General features: G+C 68.7%; 13 protein-coding genes and 1 tRNA gene. 5 read left to right on the top strand and 9 right to left on the bottom strand.

Going from position 1 to position 17,877, the window contains the following annotated elements; all coding sequences use genetic code 11:
• Window positions 1–80: 80 nt before the first annotated feature.
• Together uvrB and coaE are read right to left on the bottom strand one after the other, a co-directional pair.
• Window positions 81–2,189 (bottom strand): excinuclease ABC subunit UvrB, encoded by a 2,109-nt coding sequence (gene uvrB, locus ACOKR1_RS09945; RefSeq protein ID WP_422936466.1) that lies wholly within the window; start codon window positions 2,187–2,189, stop codon window positions 81–83.
• 52 nt (window positions 2,190–2,241) lie between these two features.
• Window positions 2,242–2,859, bottom strand: coding sequence for a dephospho-CoA kinase (gene coaE, locus ACOKR1_RS09940; protein WP_422936600.1), 618 nt, complete (start codon window positions 2,857–2,859; stop codon window positions 2,242–2,244).
• Window positions 2,860–2,900: 41 nt separating this feature from the next.
• Between coaE and ACOKR1_RS09935 the strand changes: the two genes are divergently transcribed.
• Window positions 2,901–3,578, top strand: a complete 678-nt coding sequence (locus ACOKR1_RS09935) for a YigZ family protein (RefSeq protein WP_422936465.1) — start codon at window positions 2,901–2,903, stop codon at window positions 3,576–3,578.
• Between the two features lie 218 nt (window positions 3,579–3,796).
• On the opposite strand, the gene rpsA is transcribed toward ACOKR1_RS09935, so the two are convergent.
• The 4 genes from rpsA to polA form a co-directional block, all read right to left on the bottom strand.
• Entirely contained in the window at window positions 3,797–5,263 is a 1,467-nt protein-coding gene (gene rpsA / locus ACOKR1_RS09930; protein ID WP_422936464.1) for a 30S ribosomal protein S1, read from the bottom strand.
• A gap of 146 nt (window positions 5,264–5,409) precedes the next feature.
• A complete protein-coding gene (locus tag ACOKR1_RS09925) occupies window positions 5,410–6,345 on the bottom strand; it encodes a polysaccharide deacetylase family protein (RefSeq protein ID WP_422936463.1) in 936 nt (311 codons plus the stop codon).
• Between the two features lie 28 nt (window positions 6,346–6,373).
• Window positions 6,374–7,678 (bottom strand): GNAT family N-acetyltransferase, encoded by a 1,305-nt coding sequence (locus ACOKR1_RS09920; RefSeq protein WP_422936462.1) that lies wholly within the window; start codon window positions 7,676–7,678, stop codon window positions 6,374–6,376.
• Between the two features lie 17 nt (window positions 7,679–7,695).
• Window positions 7,696–10,329, bottom strand: coding sequence for a DNA polymerase I (gene polA, locus ACOKR1_RS09915; RefSeq protein WP_422936599.1), 2,634 nt, complete (start codon window positions 10,327–10,329; stop codon window positions 7,696–7,698).
• A gap of 103 nt (window positions 10,330–10,432) precedes the next feature.
• Between polA and ACOKR1_RS09910 the strand changes: the two genes are divergently transcribed.
• Window positions 10,433–10,951, top strand: coding sequence for a hotdog fold thioesterase (locus ACOKR1_RS09910; RefSeq protein WP_422936461.1), 519 nt, complete (start codon window positions 10,433–10,435; stop codon window positions 10,949–10,951).
• A gap of 14 nt (window positions 10,952–10,965) precedes the next feature.
• Here ACOKR1_RS09910 and ACOKR1_RS09905 read toward each other — a convergent pair whose 3' ends face one another.
• Entirely contained in the window at window positions 10,966–11,505 is a 540-nt protein-coding gene (locus ACOKR1_RS09905; protein WP_422936460.1) for a dihydrofolate reductase family protein, read from the bottom strand.
• 285 nt (window positions 11,506–11,790) lie between these two features.
• Here ACOKR1_RS09905 and ACOKR1_RS09900 point away from each other — a divergent pair, with 285 nt between their 5' ends.
• Both ACOKR1_RS09900 and ACOKR1_RS09895 read left to right on the top strand, forming a co-directional pair.
• Window positions 11,791–13,017 carry a sugar ABC transporter substrate-binding protein gene (locus tag ACOKR1_RS09900; RefSeq protein WP_422936459.1) on the top strand — a complete coding sequence of 409 codons (1,227 nt, stop codon included), beginning with the start codon at window positions 11,791–11,793 and terminating at the stop codon, window positions 13,015–13,017.
• 22 nt (window positions 13,018–13,039) lie between these two features.
• On the top strand, window positions 13,040–15,190 hold the full coding sequence (locus ACOKR1_RS09895; RefSeq protein WP_422936458.1) for an ABC transporter permease subunit: 2,151 nt from the start codon (window positions 13,040–13,042) through the stop codon (window positions 15,188–15,190).
• Between the two features lie 48 nt (window positions 15,191–15,238).
• On the opposite strand, the gene ACOKR1_RS09890 is transcribed toward ACOKR1_RS09895, so the two are convergent.
• Window positions 15,239–15,320, bottom strand: a tRNA-Leu gene (locus ACOKR1_RS09890).
• Between the two features lie 244 nt (window positions 15,321–15,564).
• Between ACOKR1_RS09890 and ACOKR1_RS09885 the strand changes: the two genes are divergently transcribed.
• Window positions 15,565–16,122: an ANTAR domain-containing response regulator gene (locus ACOKR1_RS09885; RefSeq protein WP_136610281.1), complete on the top strand. Its 558-nt coding sequence runs from the start codon at window positions 15,565–15,567 to the stop codon at window positions 16,120–16,122.
• A gap of 141 nt (window positions 16,123–16,263) precedes the next feature.
• On the opposite strand, the gene pyk is transcribed toward ACOKR1_RS09885, so the two are convergent.
• Window positions 16,264–17,772 carry a pyruvate kinase gene (gene pyk, locus ACOKR1_RS09880; protein WP_415854344.1) on the bottom strand — a complete coding sequence of 503 codons (1,509 nt, stop codon included), beginning with the start codon at window positions 17,770–17,772 and terminating at the stop codon, window positions 16,264–16,266.
• Window positions 17,773–17,877 lie beyond the last annotated feature (105 nt).

Genomic DNA, 17,877 nt, shown 5'->3' with positions numbered 1-17,877 from the left:
ACGGCGATTCTCCTCCTGATGATCCGCGGCCGAGAAGGATCGGCGCAGGCCGGTTGAGGGATCCACCACGGAGCCGGCGGTCAGGCGTGTCCGGCCGCCTGCATCTGGCGCAGTTCCTTCTTGAGGTCAGCGACCTCGTCGCGCAGCCGCGCCGCGAGCTCGAACTGCAGCTCGGCGGCGGCGCCGTGCATCTGCTCCGTGAGCTGCTGGATGAGACCCACGAGGTCCTCGGCGGGAGCCGCGGCGAGACCGTCCCTGCGCAGCTCGGCCGCGGCCTTGTCAGTCGAGTCGCCTGAGCCGCGGCGCTTGCCGCCCTTCGCGAGGCGGTTGCTCTCGAGCAGGGCGCGCGTGTCCTGGTCCTCCCGCGCGAGCTGGTCGGTGATGTCCGCGATGCGCTTGCGCAGGGGCTGCGGATCGATGCCCCGCTCGCGGTTGAACGCCATCTGGATCTCGCGGCGGCGGTTCGTCTCGTCGATCGCGTGCGCCATCGAGTCCGTGATCTTGTCCGCGTACATGTGCACCTGTCCGGACACGTTGCGGGCCGCGCGGCCAATCGTCTGGATGAGTGACGTCGACGAGCGCAGGAAGCCCTCCTTGTCGGCGTCGAGGATGCTCACGAGCGAGACTTCGGGCAGATCAAGGCCCTCGCGCAGGAGATTGATGCCCACGAGCACGTCGAACACGCCGAGCCGGAGCTCGCGGAGGAGTTCGACGCGTCGCAGGGTGTCGACGTCCGAGTGGAGGTACTGGACCTTGACGCCATGGCCCATGAGGTAGTCCGTGAGGTCCTCGGCCATGCGCTTCGTGAGCGTCGTGACGAGCACACGCTCGTCTCGGGACACGCGGTCCCGGATCTCCCCCAGCAGATCGTCGATCTGGCCCTTCGTCGGCTTCACAACGACCTCGGGATCCACGAGTCCGGTGGGTCGGATGATCTGCTGCACGACGCCGTCGGCCTTGCCGAGCTCGTACTTGCCGGGCGTCGCGGAGAGGTAGATCGTCTGCCCGATGCGCTCGAGGAACTCGTCCCACTTGAGCGGGCGGTTGTCCATCGCGGACGGCAGGCGGAAGCCGTGCTCCACGAGCGTGCGCTTGCGGGACATGTCGCCCTCGTACATCGACCCGATCTGCGGGACGGTCACGTGCGACTCGTCGATGACGAGCAGGAAGTCGTCCGGGAAGTAGTCGATGAGGCAGTGCGGCGCAGATCCCGCCTCGCGGCCGTCGATATGCCGCGAATAGTTCTCGATGCCAGAGCAGAAGCCCATCTGCTGCATCATCTCGAGGTCGTACGTGGTCCGCATGCGGAGTCGCTGCGCCTCGACGAGCTTGTTCTGCGACTCGAGCGACTTGAGCCGCTCCGCGAGCTCGTCCTCGATCGCGGTGATCGCGCGGTTCATCCGCTCGGGGCCGGCAACGTAGTGCGAGGCGGGGAAGACGTACATCTCCGTCTCCTCGCGGATCACCTCGCCCGTGACCGGGTGGAGTGTGTGAACGCTCTCCACCTCGTCGCCGAAGAACTCGATGCGCAACGCAAGCTCCTCGTACATCGGGATGATCTCGACCGTGTCCCCCCGCACGCGGAACGTGCCGCGGTGGAAGTCCATATCGTTACGGACGTACTGCATCGCGACGAATTGCCGCAGGAGCGCGTCGCGGTCCAGCTCCATGCCCTTGCGGAGCGTGACCATGCCCGCCACGTACTCCTCCGGCGTGCCGAGGCCATAGATGCACGAGACCGTCGCGACGACGATCACGTCGCGGCGCGTCAGGAGCGAATTGGTGGCCGAGTGGCGGAGCCGCTCTACCTCCTCGTTGATCGAGGAATCCTTCTCGATGAACGTATCGGTCTGCGGGACGTACGCCTCGGGCTGGTAGTAGTCGTAGTACGAGACGAAGTATTCGACCGCGTTGTTCGGCAGCAGCTCGCGGAACTCGTTGGCGAGCTGCGCCGCGAGCGTCTTGTTCTGCACGAGCACGAGCGTGGGGCGCTGGAGCTTCTCGACGACCCACGCCGTCGTCGCGCTCTTGCCGGTGCCGGTGGCGCCGAGGAGCACGACGTCCTTCTCCCCGTTCTGGATTCGCTCAGCGATCTCGGCGATGGCCGTCGGCTGATCGCCCGCGGGCTGATACTCGCTGACGACCTCGAAGGGCGCGACGACGCGGTTGATCTCCTGCGCAAGGCTCATGAACACAATCTACGCCGGGCAGCGGACAGATCGTGTCCGCATTCGCTTCGGGCTAATCGGCGGCCGGGGCCGCACCCGAGCGTGCCGCGGCAGGGGCGAGGACGTCGCGCCAGAGGCGGTCGACGGCGGCGCGCAGCTCCTCGAGCGTGCCCGCGTTCTCGACCACCTGGTCCGCCACGGCGAGGCGTTCCTCGCGCGTCGCCTGGGCCGCCATGCGCGCGCGGGCCTGCTCCTCGCTCAGCCCGTTGCGCTCCCCAAGGCGGCGAATGCGCACCTCGTCCGGAGCGTCCACCACGATCACGACGTCGAAGCTCGCGGCCTGGCCCGTCTCGACGAGCAGCGGGATGTCCTGGACCACGATCGCTCCGTCCGGGGCGGCCGCGGCGATCTCGGCGGCCTTGGCCCGGACCCGCGGGTGGATGATCGAGTTCAACAGCTCGCGTCGCCTCGGGTCAGCGAAGACCACGGCGCCGAGGGCCGCGCGGTCGAGCCCGCCGTCGTCCGCGAGCACCTCCGGCCCGAACGCCTCGGCGACCTCGGCGAGGCCGTCTGTGCCCGGCTCAACGACCTCGCGCGCGAGCACATCGGCGTCCACGATGACCGCCCCCAGCTCCGCGAGGCGCCGTGACACCTCAGACTTCCCGGACGCAATACCACCCGTCAGGCCCACTCTCAGCACCCGACCAGCCTAGCGGGACCTAAGCTGGGTCGGTGACCGAGACCCCCAGCCACGCGCTCCGCTACAGCACGATCGACGGGGAGCACCGGCACGAGCTCGAGATCAAGCGCTCGCGTTTCATCACCGTACTGCGGCGTGCCGAAACGGAGGACGAGGCCCGCGCCCTCGTCGCCGAGCTGCGGCGGGAGTTCCACGACGCGCGGCACCACTGCAGCGCGTTCGTGCTCGGCCCCGACCGGACGGCCCAGCGCAGCAACGACGACGGCGAGCCCTCGGGAACCGCCGGCGTTCCCATGCTCGAGGCGTTGCTCAAGGGGGCCACGCTCGACGGCGCCGCCGACCTGAGCGACGTGGCCGCCGTCGTCGTGCGCTACTTCGGCGGGATCCTGCTCGGGGCGGGCGGGCTCGTGCGCGCTTATTCGGAATCGGTCTCGTCGGCGCTCGCGACGGCCCCGCTCGTGCGGCGGCAGCGGCTGCGCCTGCTCGCCGTCGACGCCCCGCACGGCGACGCGCGGCGCCTCGAGAACGAGCTGCGCGCCTCGGGCGTGACGGTGCTCGGCACGGACTTCGGCGCCCAGGCGGCGACGCTGCGGGTCGCGATCACGGACGACGACGGCGCTGCCGCCGCCTTCGCTGAGCGGCTCGCGAGCCTCACGGCCGGCGGCCCCACCGCCGCGGACCTCGGATCCTCCTGGGTGGACCTCCGCTGACCAGCGCGCCTCCCCCGTCCCTCACTCGTTGCGCCGTCACCTTCGCAGGGTGGGCACCCTGCGAAGGTGACGGCGCAACCGGTGCCCCGGCGGACGCCGAAGGGGCGGGCCCTGCCTTCGCAGAGCCCGCCCCTTTAGCGGTGTGATCGGTGCGGCCTCAGCCGCAGATCATCAGTTGCCGGGAGCCGGCCGGTGAGTAGGCCAGCCCCCGCGCCCAATCAGTTGCCGGTGAGCTTCTCGCGAAGCGCGGCAAGGGCCTCGTCCGAGGCGAGCGTGCCGCTCTCGACAGCCGGAGCCTCGGAGGAGTAGCTCGTCGGAGCCGACTCGCGGCCACCCGACGCCGCGGCGGCGTCGTCGGCGAGGTGCTGCGCGACCTGCTTCTTGTGCGCCTCCCAGCGAGCCTGGGCATCGGCGTACTGCTGCTCCCACGCGGCGCGCTGCGTCTCGTAGCCCTCGAGCCACTCGTTGGACTCCGGGTCGAAGCCCTCCGGGTACTTGTAGTTGCCCTCGTCGTCGTACTCGGCAGCCATGCCGTAGAGCGCCGGGTCGAACTCGGTGGAGTCCGGGTCCACGCCCTCGTTGGCCTGCTTGAGCGACAGCGAGATGCGGCGGCGCTCGAGGTCGATGTCGATGACCTTGACGAAGATCTCGTCGCCCACCGAAACGACCTGCTCGGCGAGGTCAACGTGACGCTCGGCGAGCTCGGAGATGTGCACGAGACCCTCGATGCCGTCCTCGACGCGGACGAAGGCGCCGAACGGAACAAGCTTCGTGACCTTGCCCGGGACGACCTGACCGAGCGCGTGGGTCCGGGCGAACGTCTGCCACGGATCCTCCTGCGTCGCCTTGAGCGAGAGCGAAACGCGCTCGCGCTCGAGGTCCACCTCGAGAACCTCGACCGTGACCTCCTGGCCGACCTCGACAACCTCGGAGGGGTGGTCGATGTGCTTCCAGGACAGCTCCGAGACGTGCACGAGGCCGTCGACGCCGCCGAGGTCCACGAACGCACCGAAGTTGACGATCGAGGAGACGACGCCCGTGCGGACCTGGCCCTTCTCGAGCTTGTTGAGGAACGTCGAGCGGACCTCGGACTGGGTCTGCTCGAGCCACGCACGGCGGGACAGGACCACGTTGTTGCGGTTCTTGTCGAGCTCGATGATCTTGGCCTCGAGCTTCTGGCCGATGTACGGCGCCAGGTCGCGGACGCGGCGCATCTCGACAAGCGAGGCCGGGAGGAAGCCACGGAGACCGATGTCGAGGATGAGGCCACCCTTGACGACCTCGATGACGGTGCCGGTGACGACGCCGTCCTCCTCCTTGATCTTCTCGATGTCGCCCCACGCGCGCTCGTACTGCGCACGCTTCTTCGACAGGATCAGGCGGCCTTCCTTGTCCTCCTTGGTGAGGACGAGGGCCTCGACCTGATCGCCCACGGCCACGACCTCGCCCGGGTCGACGTCGTGCTTGATAGAAAGCTCACGGGAGGGGATGACGCCCTCGGTCTTGTACCCGATGTCGAGCAGGACCTCGTCGCGGTCAACCTTGACGACGGTACCCTCAACAAGGTCGCCGTCGTTGAAGTACTTGATGGTGGCATCGACGGCGGCGAGGAAGTCCTCGGCAGAGCCAATGTCGTTGATCGCGACCTGCGGGGTGCCGGACTTCTCGGCGGAGGTGATGGTCATGTAGTAGGGGCTCCGATGTGGATTGTTGGTCGGTCAGGCAGTCAGGCATGGGCCAGACATCCTGAAAGTTGGATTAGAACGCTGCGCACTACGCGCCCGTCCAGTTTAGTCTGGCGCCGCAAAGCGGGTCAAAACGACGACGAGCGCTACGCGGGCGCCGAGATGCCGGGGACCGAGAGCCCTGACTGGCTCAGGGTCGTGAAGTGGATACCCTTCCCAAGGAGGGCCGGCAGGGCTTCCGCATAGCCGCCCGACGTACCCGAGCCTGGCCGGTTCATGTGGCTGATCACGATGTCCCCGGGCCGCACTCCCCCGAGGATCGACGAGACCTTTGGCGCTGGGAGCGTCGCCCCCGCGTCGGCGTTGACCGCGAAGTTGACAGGCACGAGGCCGACCACGGAGGTGATCGCCGCGGCGACGTCGTCGTAGTAGGCGGTTCCGGGCCGGAACCAGGGCACGGGAGAGCCCGCGAGGGCGTGCACGCCCGGGGCGTTTCCGAGCAGTTCGTCGAGCACCGCGCCGATGGACCCCGTGCCGTGGATCCCATAGGCGCTGCGGCCCGTCACGGAGAGCGGGACGTGGGCCGTGCCGTGGTTCCCGATCTCAAAGAGAGGGTCAGCGGCCAGTTCGGCACTGAGCGACTGGTTCGCCTGAATCCACCGGGAGTTGAGGAAGAGCGTCGCGGGGACGTGCAGCTTCCGGAGCGTATCGATGAGCGGCTTGTCGAGGCCGGTTCCCCCGGGTCCGCCGCACGCGTCGAAGGTGAGGGCGACGGCGGACGTCATGGTCTTGGTCACGAGGCCCGGGATGGCGAGGCCCCAGTCGTGCGGGGCGCGCCCCGCGAAGCGCGCCTCGATCGCCTTACGGTCCGCGGCGCCGAACTCGTGCGGCGCGGGCTTGGCGGTTGTGGGCGCCGGGGAGGGCGACGGCGCCTCGGTCGCCTCAGGCAGGAGCGCCTGTGGAGCGGCGGCTGTGGGACCGGCGTCCTGCGGGCCTTCGCAGCTCGTGACAAGGGCAGCAATGGAAGCACCCATCGCCGCGAGGACTGCTCGCCGCGCAACGTGCGGCAGCGTGGGAGGCATGACGCTCCAAGTCGGTGGGGGGATCGGCTCAGAAGTGGGTGGAGCAGTGGGCCGGGCGTTCGACGGCGAACATCCGCTCCGCCGCGAGGGCGGCCCCGGGATCCGCCTGAGCGATACGGCCTGCCTCCCCAAGGGTAGTCGCCCGAACGCCACCGACGTACATCGACCCGAGTTCCGCCACGTCCACGGTGAGATCGGCCGGCGCGCCGTCCGCATTGGATACGGCCGCTATCCCGCCCTCGACCCGCACACGGAAGCGTCCCCCGGCCAGCCCGAGCCCGTCCACGACGTCCAGCACGAGCTCCCCATCCGCCCCATACCGGCGCGCGGCGATGGCCGCCGGCACGTCGAGGATGCGGAGCCACAGCATGTCCTGGCCAGCCTCGGCGTGGATCACGCGCGGATCCTCAAGCGCCCACGCGAGCGGATCGTCCACCGGCGCGGCCGCCCACGAGACGCGGCGGATGAGATCGAGGGAGCCGAGAAAATCCCAGAGCGCGAGATAGGCCTCGGGCGTCGCGGCAACGAGGTCGCTGACGTCGATCGTGTAGGGCTCGTGCTCCCAGCCGCGGAACGCGTACGTCACGTAGCCGTCGGGCTCGCCGTCCGGCCCGAAGTGCAGCGCGGCGCGCAAGGCCGCATCCTCGCCGCCGTCCCTGTCCCACTGGCCGCCGGCCGCGAGCCGGTAACGCTCCTGCCGGTCGATCGAGCCGGGCGTCGCCCGGTGGACGCGCGCGAAGATGCGCGGGGCGAGTTCGAGCAGGACGGCGGGGTCGGCCGATTCGACCCGGCCGTCGGTCGGAACGGCGAGGCGGAACCGCGCACCCGTCGTCACGGTGATGCGGCGTTCGGCGGTCGCGACACCGAAGCCAAATCGACGATAGATCGACGCCTCGGAGGCCGTGAGCGCGGCGACGGCCACGCCGTCGTTCTTCGCTCGGGTGAGGTCCTCGCTCATGAGGCGCCGCAGGAGCCCCCGCCTGCGGTGACTCGGCCGCACGGTGACCGCCGTGATGAGGTGGGCTGGCACGAGCACTCCATAGCCGACGTTGAGCGTCTTGCGGAATGTCGCGAACGTCGCGACGGGAACGTCGGGACCGAGCGTGCCCGCCGGAACGGGGCCCTTCTGGTAGGCGCCCGTGATCTCCCGACGGTCGGCCACGAGCGAGCCAGCCGACTTGGCCACGTACTCGTCCGAGCGTCGCTTCTCGTAGAAGCCGGCCCCCACGGCCCGGATCCACGCGCGCGTCTGGTCGTACCCGTCCTCGCCCGGAAGGGCCGCGCGGAAGCGCCGCACCTCGTAGTCACCCATGTGCTGGTCCCCCTGCGCCATGTTCCCCCAGTCTGTGCTCAGTGCCCGGCTTCATTCCACGTGCGGCCCACGCCGACCTGCACGTCGAGCGGGACGGACAGCTCGGCCGCCGAGCCCATGCGGGTCACCACGACGTCCCGCACCGCGTCCTCCTCGCCCGGCGCCACCTCGACCACGAGCTCGTCGTGGATCTGCAGGAGGAGACGCGAGCCGAGCCCGCGCGCGTGGAGCTCCTCCTCGACCCCGAGCATCGCGCGCTTGATGATGTCCGCCGCCGAGCCCTGGATCGGCGAGTTGAGGGCGATGCGCTCCGCGAGCTCACGGCGCGCGCGGTCCGTGCTGTTGAGGTCCGGGAGGTACCGGCGGCGCCCGAAGATCGTGGACGTGTAGCCGTCTTTGCGGGCCTCCTCGACCACTCCTCGCAGGTAGTCGCGGACCCCGCCGAAGCGATCGAAGTAATCCTTCATGAGCGTCCGCGCCTCGTCCACGGAGATCTCGAGCTGCTTCGAGAGCCCGAACGACGTGAGCCCGTACGCGAGTCCGTAGGACATCGCCTTGACCTTCGAGCGCATCTCCGACGTCACGTCCTCGGGCTCGACGTGGAAGATCCCCGCGCCGACGAAGCGGTGCAGGTCCTCGCCCTCCCGGTAGGCCTGGATGAGGCCCGCGTCGCTCGAGAGGTGCGCCATGATCCGCATCTCGATCTGCGAGTAGTCGGCGGAGAGGAGCGACTCGTAGCCCTCCCCGACCACGAACACGTCCCGGACGCGGCGCCCCTCCTCGGAGCGGATCGGGATGTTCTGGAGGTTCGGGTTGTTGGAGGACAGCCGTCCGGTCGCGGCGATGTTCTGCGCGTACGTCGTGTGGATCCGCGAATCGGCCGTGACGGACTTCTTGAGCGTCTCGACCATCTGGCGGAGCTTGCTCGACTCGCGGTGCGCCATGAGGCCCTCGAGGAACGGATGCCCAGTCTTGTCGAGCAATTCCTTGAGCGACGCGGCGTCCGTCGTGTAGCCGGTCTTGATCTTCTTCGTCCTGGGGAGCTCGAGCTCCTCGAAGAGGACCGTCTGAAGCTGCTTGGGCGAGCCGAGGTTCACCTCGTGGCCGATCGCGGCGTACGCCTTCTCGGCTGCCTCCTCGCTCGCGCGGCCCAGATCGTCCATGAGCGCGTCGATCTGCAGGGTCGAGACGGCGATGCCGGCCCACTCCATGTCGAGCAGAACGCGCGCGAGCGGGAGCTCCATGTCGGCCAGGAGCGCCGCGGCACCGACCTCGGCGAGGCGCGGCGCGAAGTCGACGTTGAGGGCGCGAACCACGGCCGCCTCGCGCACGAGCGCGCGGAGGGCCTCGCCGTCCTCCTCGAAAGAGAGCGCGAGCTGCCCCGCCGCCGGGGCCGCGCCGAGCTGGATGTCGAGGTGGTGCTGGGCGAGGTCCGCGAGCGCGTAGCTGCGACGATCCGGCTCGATGAGGTAGCCCGAGATCGAGACGTCGTCGACGACACCCCCGAGCTCCACGCCGACGGCACGCAGTGCCTTGGCCGCCTCCTTGTATTCGTGCAGGGCCTTCGGCACCGCTGTGTCCGCGAGCCACTCCGCGAGGACGGGCGGGAACGCGCCGTCGAGCGGCACGTAGACAGCGGCCCCGTGCGCGACGAGGGCGACGGCGGTGGCCTCCTGCCGCTCCCCCGCGGGCTCCGCGCGGATCGCGACGGCGATCGGCGCGCCGTGGGCCGCCACGCCCAGCTGGGAGAGCGCTTCGGCGAGTTCGTCCGCGGAGGGCTGCGACGCCTCCGGGACCTCGAACACATCCTCGCTTGTGGCCTCGGGCGCGGTCTCGAAGATCTCGTACACGCGCGTGCGCAGCGTGCGGAACTCGAGCTCGTCGAAGAGCGCCTCGATCGCCGCGGTGTCGGGCTTCGGGTCCGCCATCTCTGCGAGCGGAACCGGGAGGTCGAGGTCGGTGATGAGGCGGTTGAGGCGGCGGTTGCGCTCAACCGAATCGATGTTCTCGCGCAGGCTCTCGCCGGCCTTGCCCTTGATCTCGGTGGCGTGCGCGAGGACCCCCTCGAGGCCGTCGTACTGCGTGATCCACTTCGCGGCCGTCTTGGGGCCGACGCCGGGGACGCCCGGGAGATTGTCGGCGGACTCGCCGACGAGCGCGGCCAGATCCGGGTAGCGCGCCGGCGGAACGAAGTACTTCTCCTCGATCGCTGCGGCGTCCATGCGCGGGATGTCGCTCACACCCTTGCGCGGGTAGAGGACGAAGACGTGATCGTTCACGAGCTGGAACGTGTCGCGGTCGCCCGAGACGAGCAGGACCTCCATGCCGCTCGACGACCCCTGCGCCGCGAGCGTCGCGAGGATGTCGTCCGCCTCGTAGCCCGGCAGCTCAAGGGTCCGGATGCCGAGGGCGTGCATGACCCGCTTGATGAGGTCGATCTGGCCGCGGAACTCGGCCGGCGTCTCGTTGCGCCCGCCCTTGTAGTCGCTGTACTCGGCCTTGCGGTGAGTCGTCTCGTCGCTCACGTCGAACGCGACGGCGATGTGCGTGGGCTTCTGGTCCCGCACGAGGTTGATGAGCATCGAGGTGAAGCCGTGGACCGCATTCGTGTGCTGCCCCTCCGCGTTGCGGAAGCTCTCGGCCGGAAGCGCGAAGAACGCTCGGAAGGCCATCGAGTGCCCGTCGAGGACCAGAAGGCGCCCGGCCTCCCCCAGAGAATGGACGACGGCGGGTTCGGCTTTGCTCGTTTGACTCACGGGTGCCAGCCTAGTGGGCATGGACGGGAATCACACTCGGACCGGGCGCCTCGCGGGGGTCCCGGGGGACTACGACGACGAGATCGGCGCTGCACGCGTTCCCGAGCACCTCCGCGACTGGCTCGCGGACGTTGGAGTCGGGGCGCTCGTCGCGAAGCTGGGCATTGTTTTCGAGGAGCTCAGCGCCGAGCGCTCGGTCGCGACGATGCCGGTGGCGGGCAACACTCAGGTGGTGGGCCTGCTCCATGGCGGGGCGAGCGCGGCCCTCGCGGAGACGCTCGGCTCCTTTGCCGCGACGCTGCATGCCGGCCCCGGCCGCATTGCCGTCGGGGTCGACCTCAACGCGACGCATCATCGCGCCGCCTCCGAGGGCATGGTCCGCGGCGTGTGCACGGCGATCCAGCTCGGCCGGAACGTCACGTCCCACGAGATCGTGATCTCCGACTCTGCGGGCCGCCGCGTGTGCACCGCACGGATCACGAACCTCCTGCGCGACACCCCCGCGCCGCAGACTCGCCCGGAGACTGAAGGCGCGTAGCCCGCGCGCCGACCTCAGGCCACGCGATAGTCGAGCTCAACGGTCCCGTCGCGCTGCACGAGGCCCACGAGGCGGAAGTCCCGCGCCTCGAGCAGCGCGCGGCCGCCGAAGAGCGCAACGCCCCCGCCGAGGACCTCGGGCACGTACGTCACGACGATCCGATCCAACAGGCCCGCGGCGAGAAACTGGCCCGCGAGGTCGCCGCCGCCCACGATGTAGACGTCGTTCTCCCCCGCGTCCCGCCGCAGCTCCTCCGCGAATTCGGCCACGTCGCCGCGCACGATGACGACGTCGGCGCCGTCGTCCGCCGAAAGCTCGTCGTGACTGAACACCCAGCACGGCACCCGGTACGACCACTCGCCGGGGTGGTGCTCGCGGATCCATTCGTACGTGTCCCCGCCCATCACGACGCAGCCCACGCCCTCCTCGAACGTGCGGTACGACTCCCCCAGGCCCTCGACGCCGTTGAACTTCTCGAGCCAAGCCAAGCCGCCGCCGTCCTGGGCGATGTAGCCGTCGAGGCTGCTTCCCACGTAGTACACGAAGTCCGCCATGGGCCCCAGCGTAGCCCGTGCGCGAAGCCTTGCTAAGGACGGGCATCGGGTCTACAACGTAGTCATCGGGCAACATTTGATGCCCGACAAGGCATTCTTCATATCAGAGAGGACCCGTGATTTCGCATCACCGGACCTTGAGCCGCCAGTCAGCCTCGCTGCTGACACCTCGGCGCCTGCAGGTGAGAGTCGCCCCGGTCTCCGGCGTCGACCTGCGCCCGGCGACGACGCCCAGATCCTGGGCCCGCCAAGTCGCCTGCAATCGCAATCCTTAGAAGGTAAGAAATGTTGAAGCACATGAAGGTCTCGGCGCGAAGCGCCGAAACAACCTTCATTGCAGCCCTCGCCATCACAGCCCTCGCCGGCTGTTCGTCTCAGGGAGCATCCTCCACGACGTCGAGTTCCCCGAGCTCAGGGGGCGCCGTTCCGCAGATCTCCGCGGATGCGTTCACGGCCGATTTCTCGGCCATGAAGCAACTCACGTCCCTCGCCTCGCAGGGCAAGGGCATGGTCGGCGTCCTCTTGCCGGACACCACAACGTCCGCACGCTACGTCACCTTCGACGCGCCCTACCTCAAGCAGGCGTTCGAGGCCGCGGGCCTCGACTCTTCCAAGTTCAAGATCGACAACGCGCAGGGCAGCGCGAGCACGATGCAGACCCAGGCCGAGGCTGACATCACGGCCGGAGCTTCGGTGCTGCTCGTCGACGCCCTCGACTCCGGTTCGGGCGCCGCCATCGAGGCGTCTGCTGCAGCGCGCGGCGTCAAGGTGATCGACTATGACCGGCTCGTCAAGGGCGGCTCGAAGGATCGTACCTACGTGAGCTTCGACAACGTCAAGGTCGGCCAGCTGATCGGTCAGGGCGAAATCACGTGCCTTGCCGACTGGAAGGTCGCCAAGCCGAACATCCTGATCATGGACGGGGATCCGACCGACAACAACGCGAAGCTGTTCGCCCAAGGCTACAACGGGGTGCTCAAGGCGCACTTCGACAGTGGCGAGTACACGAACGCTGGCGAGCCTGCCGGAACGTGGACGCCATCAGTAGCGCAGACGACCTTCGCCCAGCAGTACACGGCGCACCCGAGCATCAACGCGGTCGTCACGCCCAATGACGACAATGCCAACGCGGTGATCGCCTACCTGCAGAGCAAGCAGATTCCGGCCATGACCTTCCCGACCACGGGTCAGGATGCGTCCCTGTCCGGCCTGCAGAACATCCTGAAGGGCTACCAGTGCGGAACGGTGTACAAGCCGATCTACCTTGAGGCCCAGGCCGCCGCCGCGGCAGCGCTGTACCTGCGGGCCGGCGTGGCCGTTCCTTCTTCACTGGTCAACGGCAAGACGACGGATGACACGGCGAAGTCCGACGTCGCCTCGTCGCTGCTGACCCCGGTGTGGGTCACCACGAAGAACATGGCGGACACGGTCGTCAAGGACGGTGCCGTGACGGTCTCCTCGCTGTGCATCACGCAGGTGAAGGACGCCTGCACCGCGGCCGGTATCCACTAACCGAACAGATCCGGGATCAAGCGTGACTCCTGATACGCCATCTCAGCCGGAAGCCTCGGCCCGGCCGGACACCACGGTCCGGCCGGACTCGGGGCCCCTGCTTCGACTCGTCGGCATCGACAAGAACTTCGGGCCCGTCCAAGCGCTCGTCGACGTCACCCTCGAGGTGCCGACGGGGAAGGTGACCGCGCTGGCCGGCGACAACGGCGCGGGCAAGTCGGTCCTGATCAAGTGCGTCGCCGGCATCTTCACCCCGGATGACGGAGAGCTGTTCTGGGAAAGCGAGCCCGTGCGGTTCAGCTCACCGCACGAGGCCGCCGCACTCGGCATCGAGACCGTCTACCAGGACCTCGCGCTGTGCGACAACCTCGACATCGTGCAGAACATGTTCCTGGGCCGCGAACGGCTGCGCCATCTCCTCCTCGACGAGGAGAGCATGGAGATCACCGCTCGGGAGACGCTCGCGAGCCTGGCCGTGACGACCGTGCGTTCCATCCGCCAGCCCGTCGCGTCGCTGTCCGGCGGGCAACGCCAGTCGGTCGCGATCGCGAAGTCGGTCCTGTGGAACTCGAAGCTCGTGATCATGGACGAGCCGACGGCGGCCCTCGGCGTCGCCCAGACGGAAGTTGTGCTCAACCTGATTCGCCAACTCGCCGACCGGGGTGTCGCCGTCATCGTCGTTTCGCACAACATGAACGACGTGTTCCACGTCGCCGACCGGATCGCCGTACTCAGGCTCGGACGGCTCGTGGAGGTTCAGCCCGTCGCGGAGCTCGACAAGCAGATCGTGGTCGATCTCATGACCTCCGGCGCCTCCGAGCGGACGCGGCCCCAGATCACGGCGGCGACGCCCTCCGAAATGTCGGCGCCCACCGTGGAAGAGCCTCCTCCTGTCGTCACGGCTCCTCTTCAGGAGGAACTCACCACGGCAGCCGCTAGGCGGAACGCCGCCCTCGCGCTGAACCCCGACATCACCGCGAGGTCTCTGCCCGAATACTTCCGCGCGGCGTTCGCGCGCGTCCGGGGAGGCGAGAGCGGAGTGCTGCCGGTCCTCGCCGGGCTCGTGCTCATTGCGGTCCTGTTCCAGTCCCTCAACCCGAACTTCCTCACCGCCGGCAACCTCGTGAACCTGCTGATCCAGGGCTCCGTCTTCATGATGCTGGCGATGGGCCAGATCTTCGTGCTCCTGCTCGGCGAGATCGACCTGTCGATCGGGTACGTCGGAGGCGTGGGCGGCGTCATCATGGCCGAACTCGTCCAGGAGTCCACCGGTTGGCCCTGGTGGGCAGCGATCGCCGTCGCGCTCGCGGCGTGTGCCGGGATCGGGATCCTGCACGGCACCATCATCACGCGGCTCAGACTCCCGTCATTCGTCGTGACGCTTGGCGGCCAACTCGGCTGGCTCGGCGTGATGCTGATCATCCTGGGCAGCGGCGGTGTGGTGCCCATCAACAACACCACGATCAACAACATTGCCAGCGGCAATCTCAGTCCGATCACGAGCTGGATCGTCATGCTGGCCCTTGCCGCGGTGTTCAGCGTCGCGACCTGGCTGCGCGACGCGCGCCGCCGGAAGAGCGGACTCGTCGCGCCGCCCGCGAGCGTGAGCGCCCTCAAGATCGCGGCCGTTCTGGCCGCCGGCGTGGCGATCGTCCTGCTCTGCAACACGAATCGCGGAACGCTCGTCGAAATCAGCGGCGTGCCCTGGGTGCTGCTCGTGGTCCTGGGGGTTCTCGCCGTCTGGACGCTCCTGCTCGGCCGCACGCGATTCGGCCGCTACGTCTACGCGATCGGCGGCAACGCCGAGGCTGCACGGCGGGGCGGCGTGAACCTTGCGCGCATCCGCACGCTCGCCTTCATGCTCGCCTCCTTCACGGCGGGCTTGGCGGGAATCGTCTACGCGTCGCGGCTCCGCTCGGTCTCCACTTCCTACGACGGCGGCACGCTCGTGCTCTACGCCGTGGCGGCAGCCGTGATCGGAGGGACGAGCCTCTTCGGCGGGCGCGGCAAGACGCTGCACGGAGTGCTCGGCGGGCTCGTGATCGCGGCCATCGACAACGGCATGGGCCTGCAGGGCTACAGCGCCCCGGCGAAGTACGTGGTCACGGCGCTCGTCCTTGTGGCAGCGGTGACGATCGACGCCGTCGCCCGCCGCGGGCGCACCCGGACGTAGAACCATCCGCGGCCAGGGTCCCAAGGGGCCCCGGCCGCGGCCGTACTGTGCCCGAGGTGGGACTCGAACCCACACACCTTTCGATACCGCATTTTGAGTGCGGCGCGTCTGCCGATTCCGCCACTCGGGCCTGCTCGCGCCCCTTCCGGGGGCCGACGTGCGGCACTACTCTACAGGCCGCGGAGGCCTCCGTCCTACCTCTACGGCCGCGTCCGCAAGCGGGCGGGGCTCCCCACCGGTAGGATCGTCCTAGTTCCACCCTGAACCTGCAGCAAGGAGCCCGAGTGTCCGAGAAGACGTCGGAGAAGACCGCAAAGCCCACGCCCGCCCCCAAGGCCGCCCCCAAAGCGGAGAAGGCCCCGGCCACGCGACGCGTGATCGTGGCCGAGGACGAGACGCTCATTCGTCTCGACATCATCGAGATCCTCCGCGGAGAGGGCTACGACGTGGTGGGCGAGGCCGACAACGGCGAGAAGGCCGTCGAGCTCGCGGAAGAACTGCGCCCCGACCTCGTGCTCATGGACGTGAAGATGCCGGTCATGGACGGCATCACCGCGGCGGAGAAGATCGTCAAGGCTCGCATCGCGCCGGTTGTGCTCCTCACGGCGTTCAGCCAGAAGGAGCTCGTCGAGCGGGCCCGCGACGCGGGGGCCATGGCCTACGTGGTCAAGCCGTTCACGCCGAACGATCTCATCCCGGCCATCGAGATCGCCCTCTCGCGCCACGAGGAGATCAAGGCCCTTGAGGCCGAGGTCAGCGACCTGCAGGAGCAATTCGCTACCCGCAAGCTCGTGGAGCGGGCCAAGAGCCTGCTCATGACCAAGATGGGCCTCACGGAGCCCGAGGCTTTCCGCTGGATCCAGAAGACGTCGATGGACCGCCGGCTCAGCATGCGGGAGGTCGCCGAGACGATCATCAACCAGGTCAGCTAGCGCACGTCGCGCGCCGTCGTCGTCGGACGACGGCGCGCGGGCACCGAACGACGGCGGCGCTCGGCCCAGCGGGCCACTAGCCACCAAAGCCGAGAGGCGGCACCCATCGGGTGCCGCCTCTCGGCTTCTCGCAGGGAGAGGTCAGATCTTCGGGCGTCGCGGCTCGGTCGACACCGGCCACGGGCCGACCTGCTCGCGGGCCGGCTTGGCCGCGCCGTCGAGGAGCTGGCCGGCGTCCGCGAGGTCGCCGACCTTGTGGACACGCAGCGCGTTCGTCGAGCCGGCGACGCCGGGGGGCGAACCGGCCGCGACCACCACGATGTCGTTCGGCTGGGCGAGGCCCGCGCGAAGCAGGTACTCGTCCACCTGCGCGATCATCTGGTCGGTGTGTTCCGCGAACTCGACCATGCGCGGCTGGATGCCCCAGCACAGGCTCAGGATGTTGAGCGTCGAGGTGAGCGGCGTAAACGCGAAGATGGGCTTCTGCGGGCGCAGGCGGCTCAGACGGCGGGCCGAATCGCCCGACTGCGTGAACGTGCAGATGTACTTCGCGTCGAGCTGGTCCGCGATCGTGACGGCTGCGCGCGTGATCGCGCCGCCGCGGGTCTTCGGCTGCGAGCCGAGGGCCGGGACGCGCTCGAGGCCGTGCTCCTCGGTGGACTCGATGATCTTCGCCATCGTGCGCACCGTCTCGATCGGGTAGGCACCAACGCTCGTCTCGCCCGAAAGCATGACCGCGTCGGCGCCGTCGAGCACCGCGTTAGCGCAGTCGGACGCCTCGGCACGAGTCGGACGCGGATTCTCAATCATCGACTCGAGCACCTGGGTCGCGACGATGACGGGCTTGGCCCAGCGGCGGGCCAGCTCGATCGCGCGCTTCTGGACGAGCGGCACCTCCTCGAGGGGCAGCTCGACGCCGAGGTCGCCACGGGCCACCATGATCGCGTCGAACGCGTCGATGATCTCGTGCAGCTGCTCGACGGCCTGCGGCTTCTCGATCTTGGCGATGACGGGAGCCTTGCGGCCCTCCTCTTCCATGATCTCGTGGACGCGGTCGATGTCCTTCGCGTCACGCACAAAGGAGAGGGCGATGTAGTCGACACCTCGGCGGAGGGCCCAGCGGAGGTCGGCCTCGTCCTTCTCGCTCAGCGCGGGGACGTTGACCGCGACCCCGGGGAGGTTGATGCCCTTGTTGTTGGACACCATTCCGCCCACGACGACTTCGGTGACCACCTTGACGTCGTCGACCGCAGTGGCGCGCAAGGCGACCTTGCCGTCGTCGATGAGGAGCGTGTCGCCCGGGGCGACGTCCTCCGTGAGGCTCTTGAGCGTGGTCGAGCAGATGTCCTTCGTGCCGGGGACGTCCTCGGTCGTGATGGTGAAGACATCGCCGGGGGCCAGCTCGTACGGACCGTCAACGAAGCGGCCCAGGCGGATCTTGGGGCCCTGGAGATCGGCCATGATGCCGACGGCCTTGTGGAGCTCCGCCGAGGCCTTGCGCACGTTCTCGTACGTGGCGTCGTGGACGGAGTGGTCGCCGTGGCTCATGTTCAGTCGGGCAACGTCAACGCCGGCCTCGATGACTGCGAGGGTCTTCTCGTAGCTCGAGATGGCCGGGCCGAACGTGGCAACGATTTTCGCTCGTCTCATATACCTCACCCTAGGGGTTGTGTAGGGAACGTGGATGTCTGGGGGATGAACTTCGCGGTCCGTTCGTGGTGGGAGCGGCCGCGCTCACAACGCGCAGGGCCCCCG

Source organism: Sinomonas sp. P47F7, from assembly GCF_049332655.1.
In the GTDB taxonomy this organism is placed as follows: Bacteria; Actinomycetota; Actinomycetes; order Actinomycetales; family Micrococcaceae; genus Sinomonas.
The sequence above is the reverse complement of the archived record's forward strand: the minus strand, read 5'-3'. Positions and strand labels throughout refer to the sequence as shown.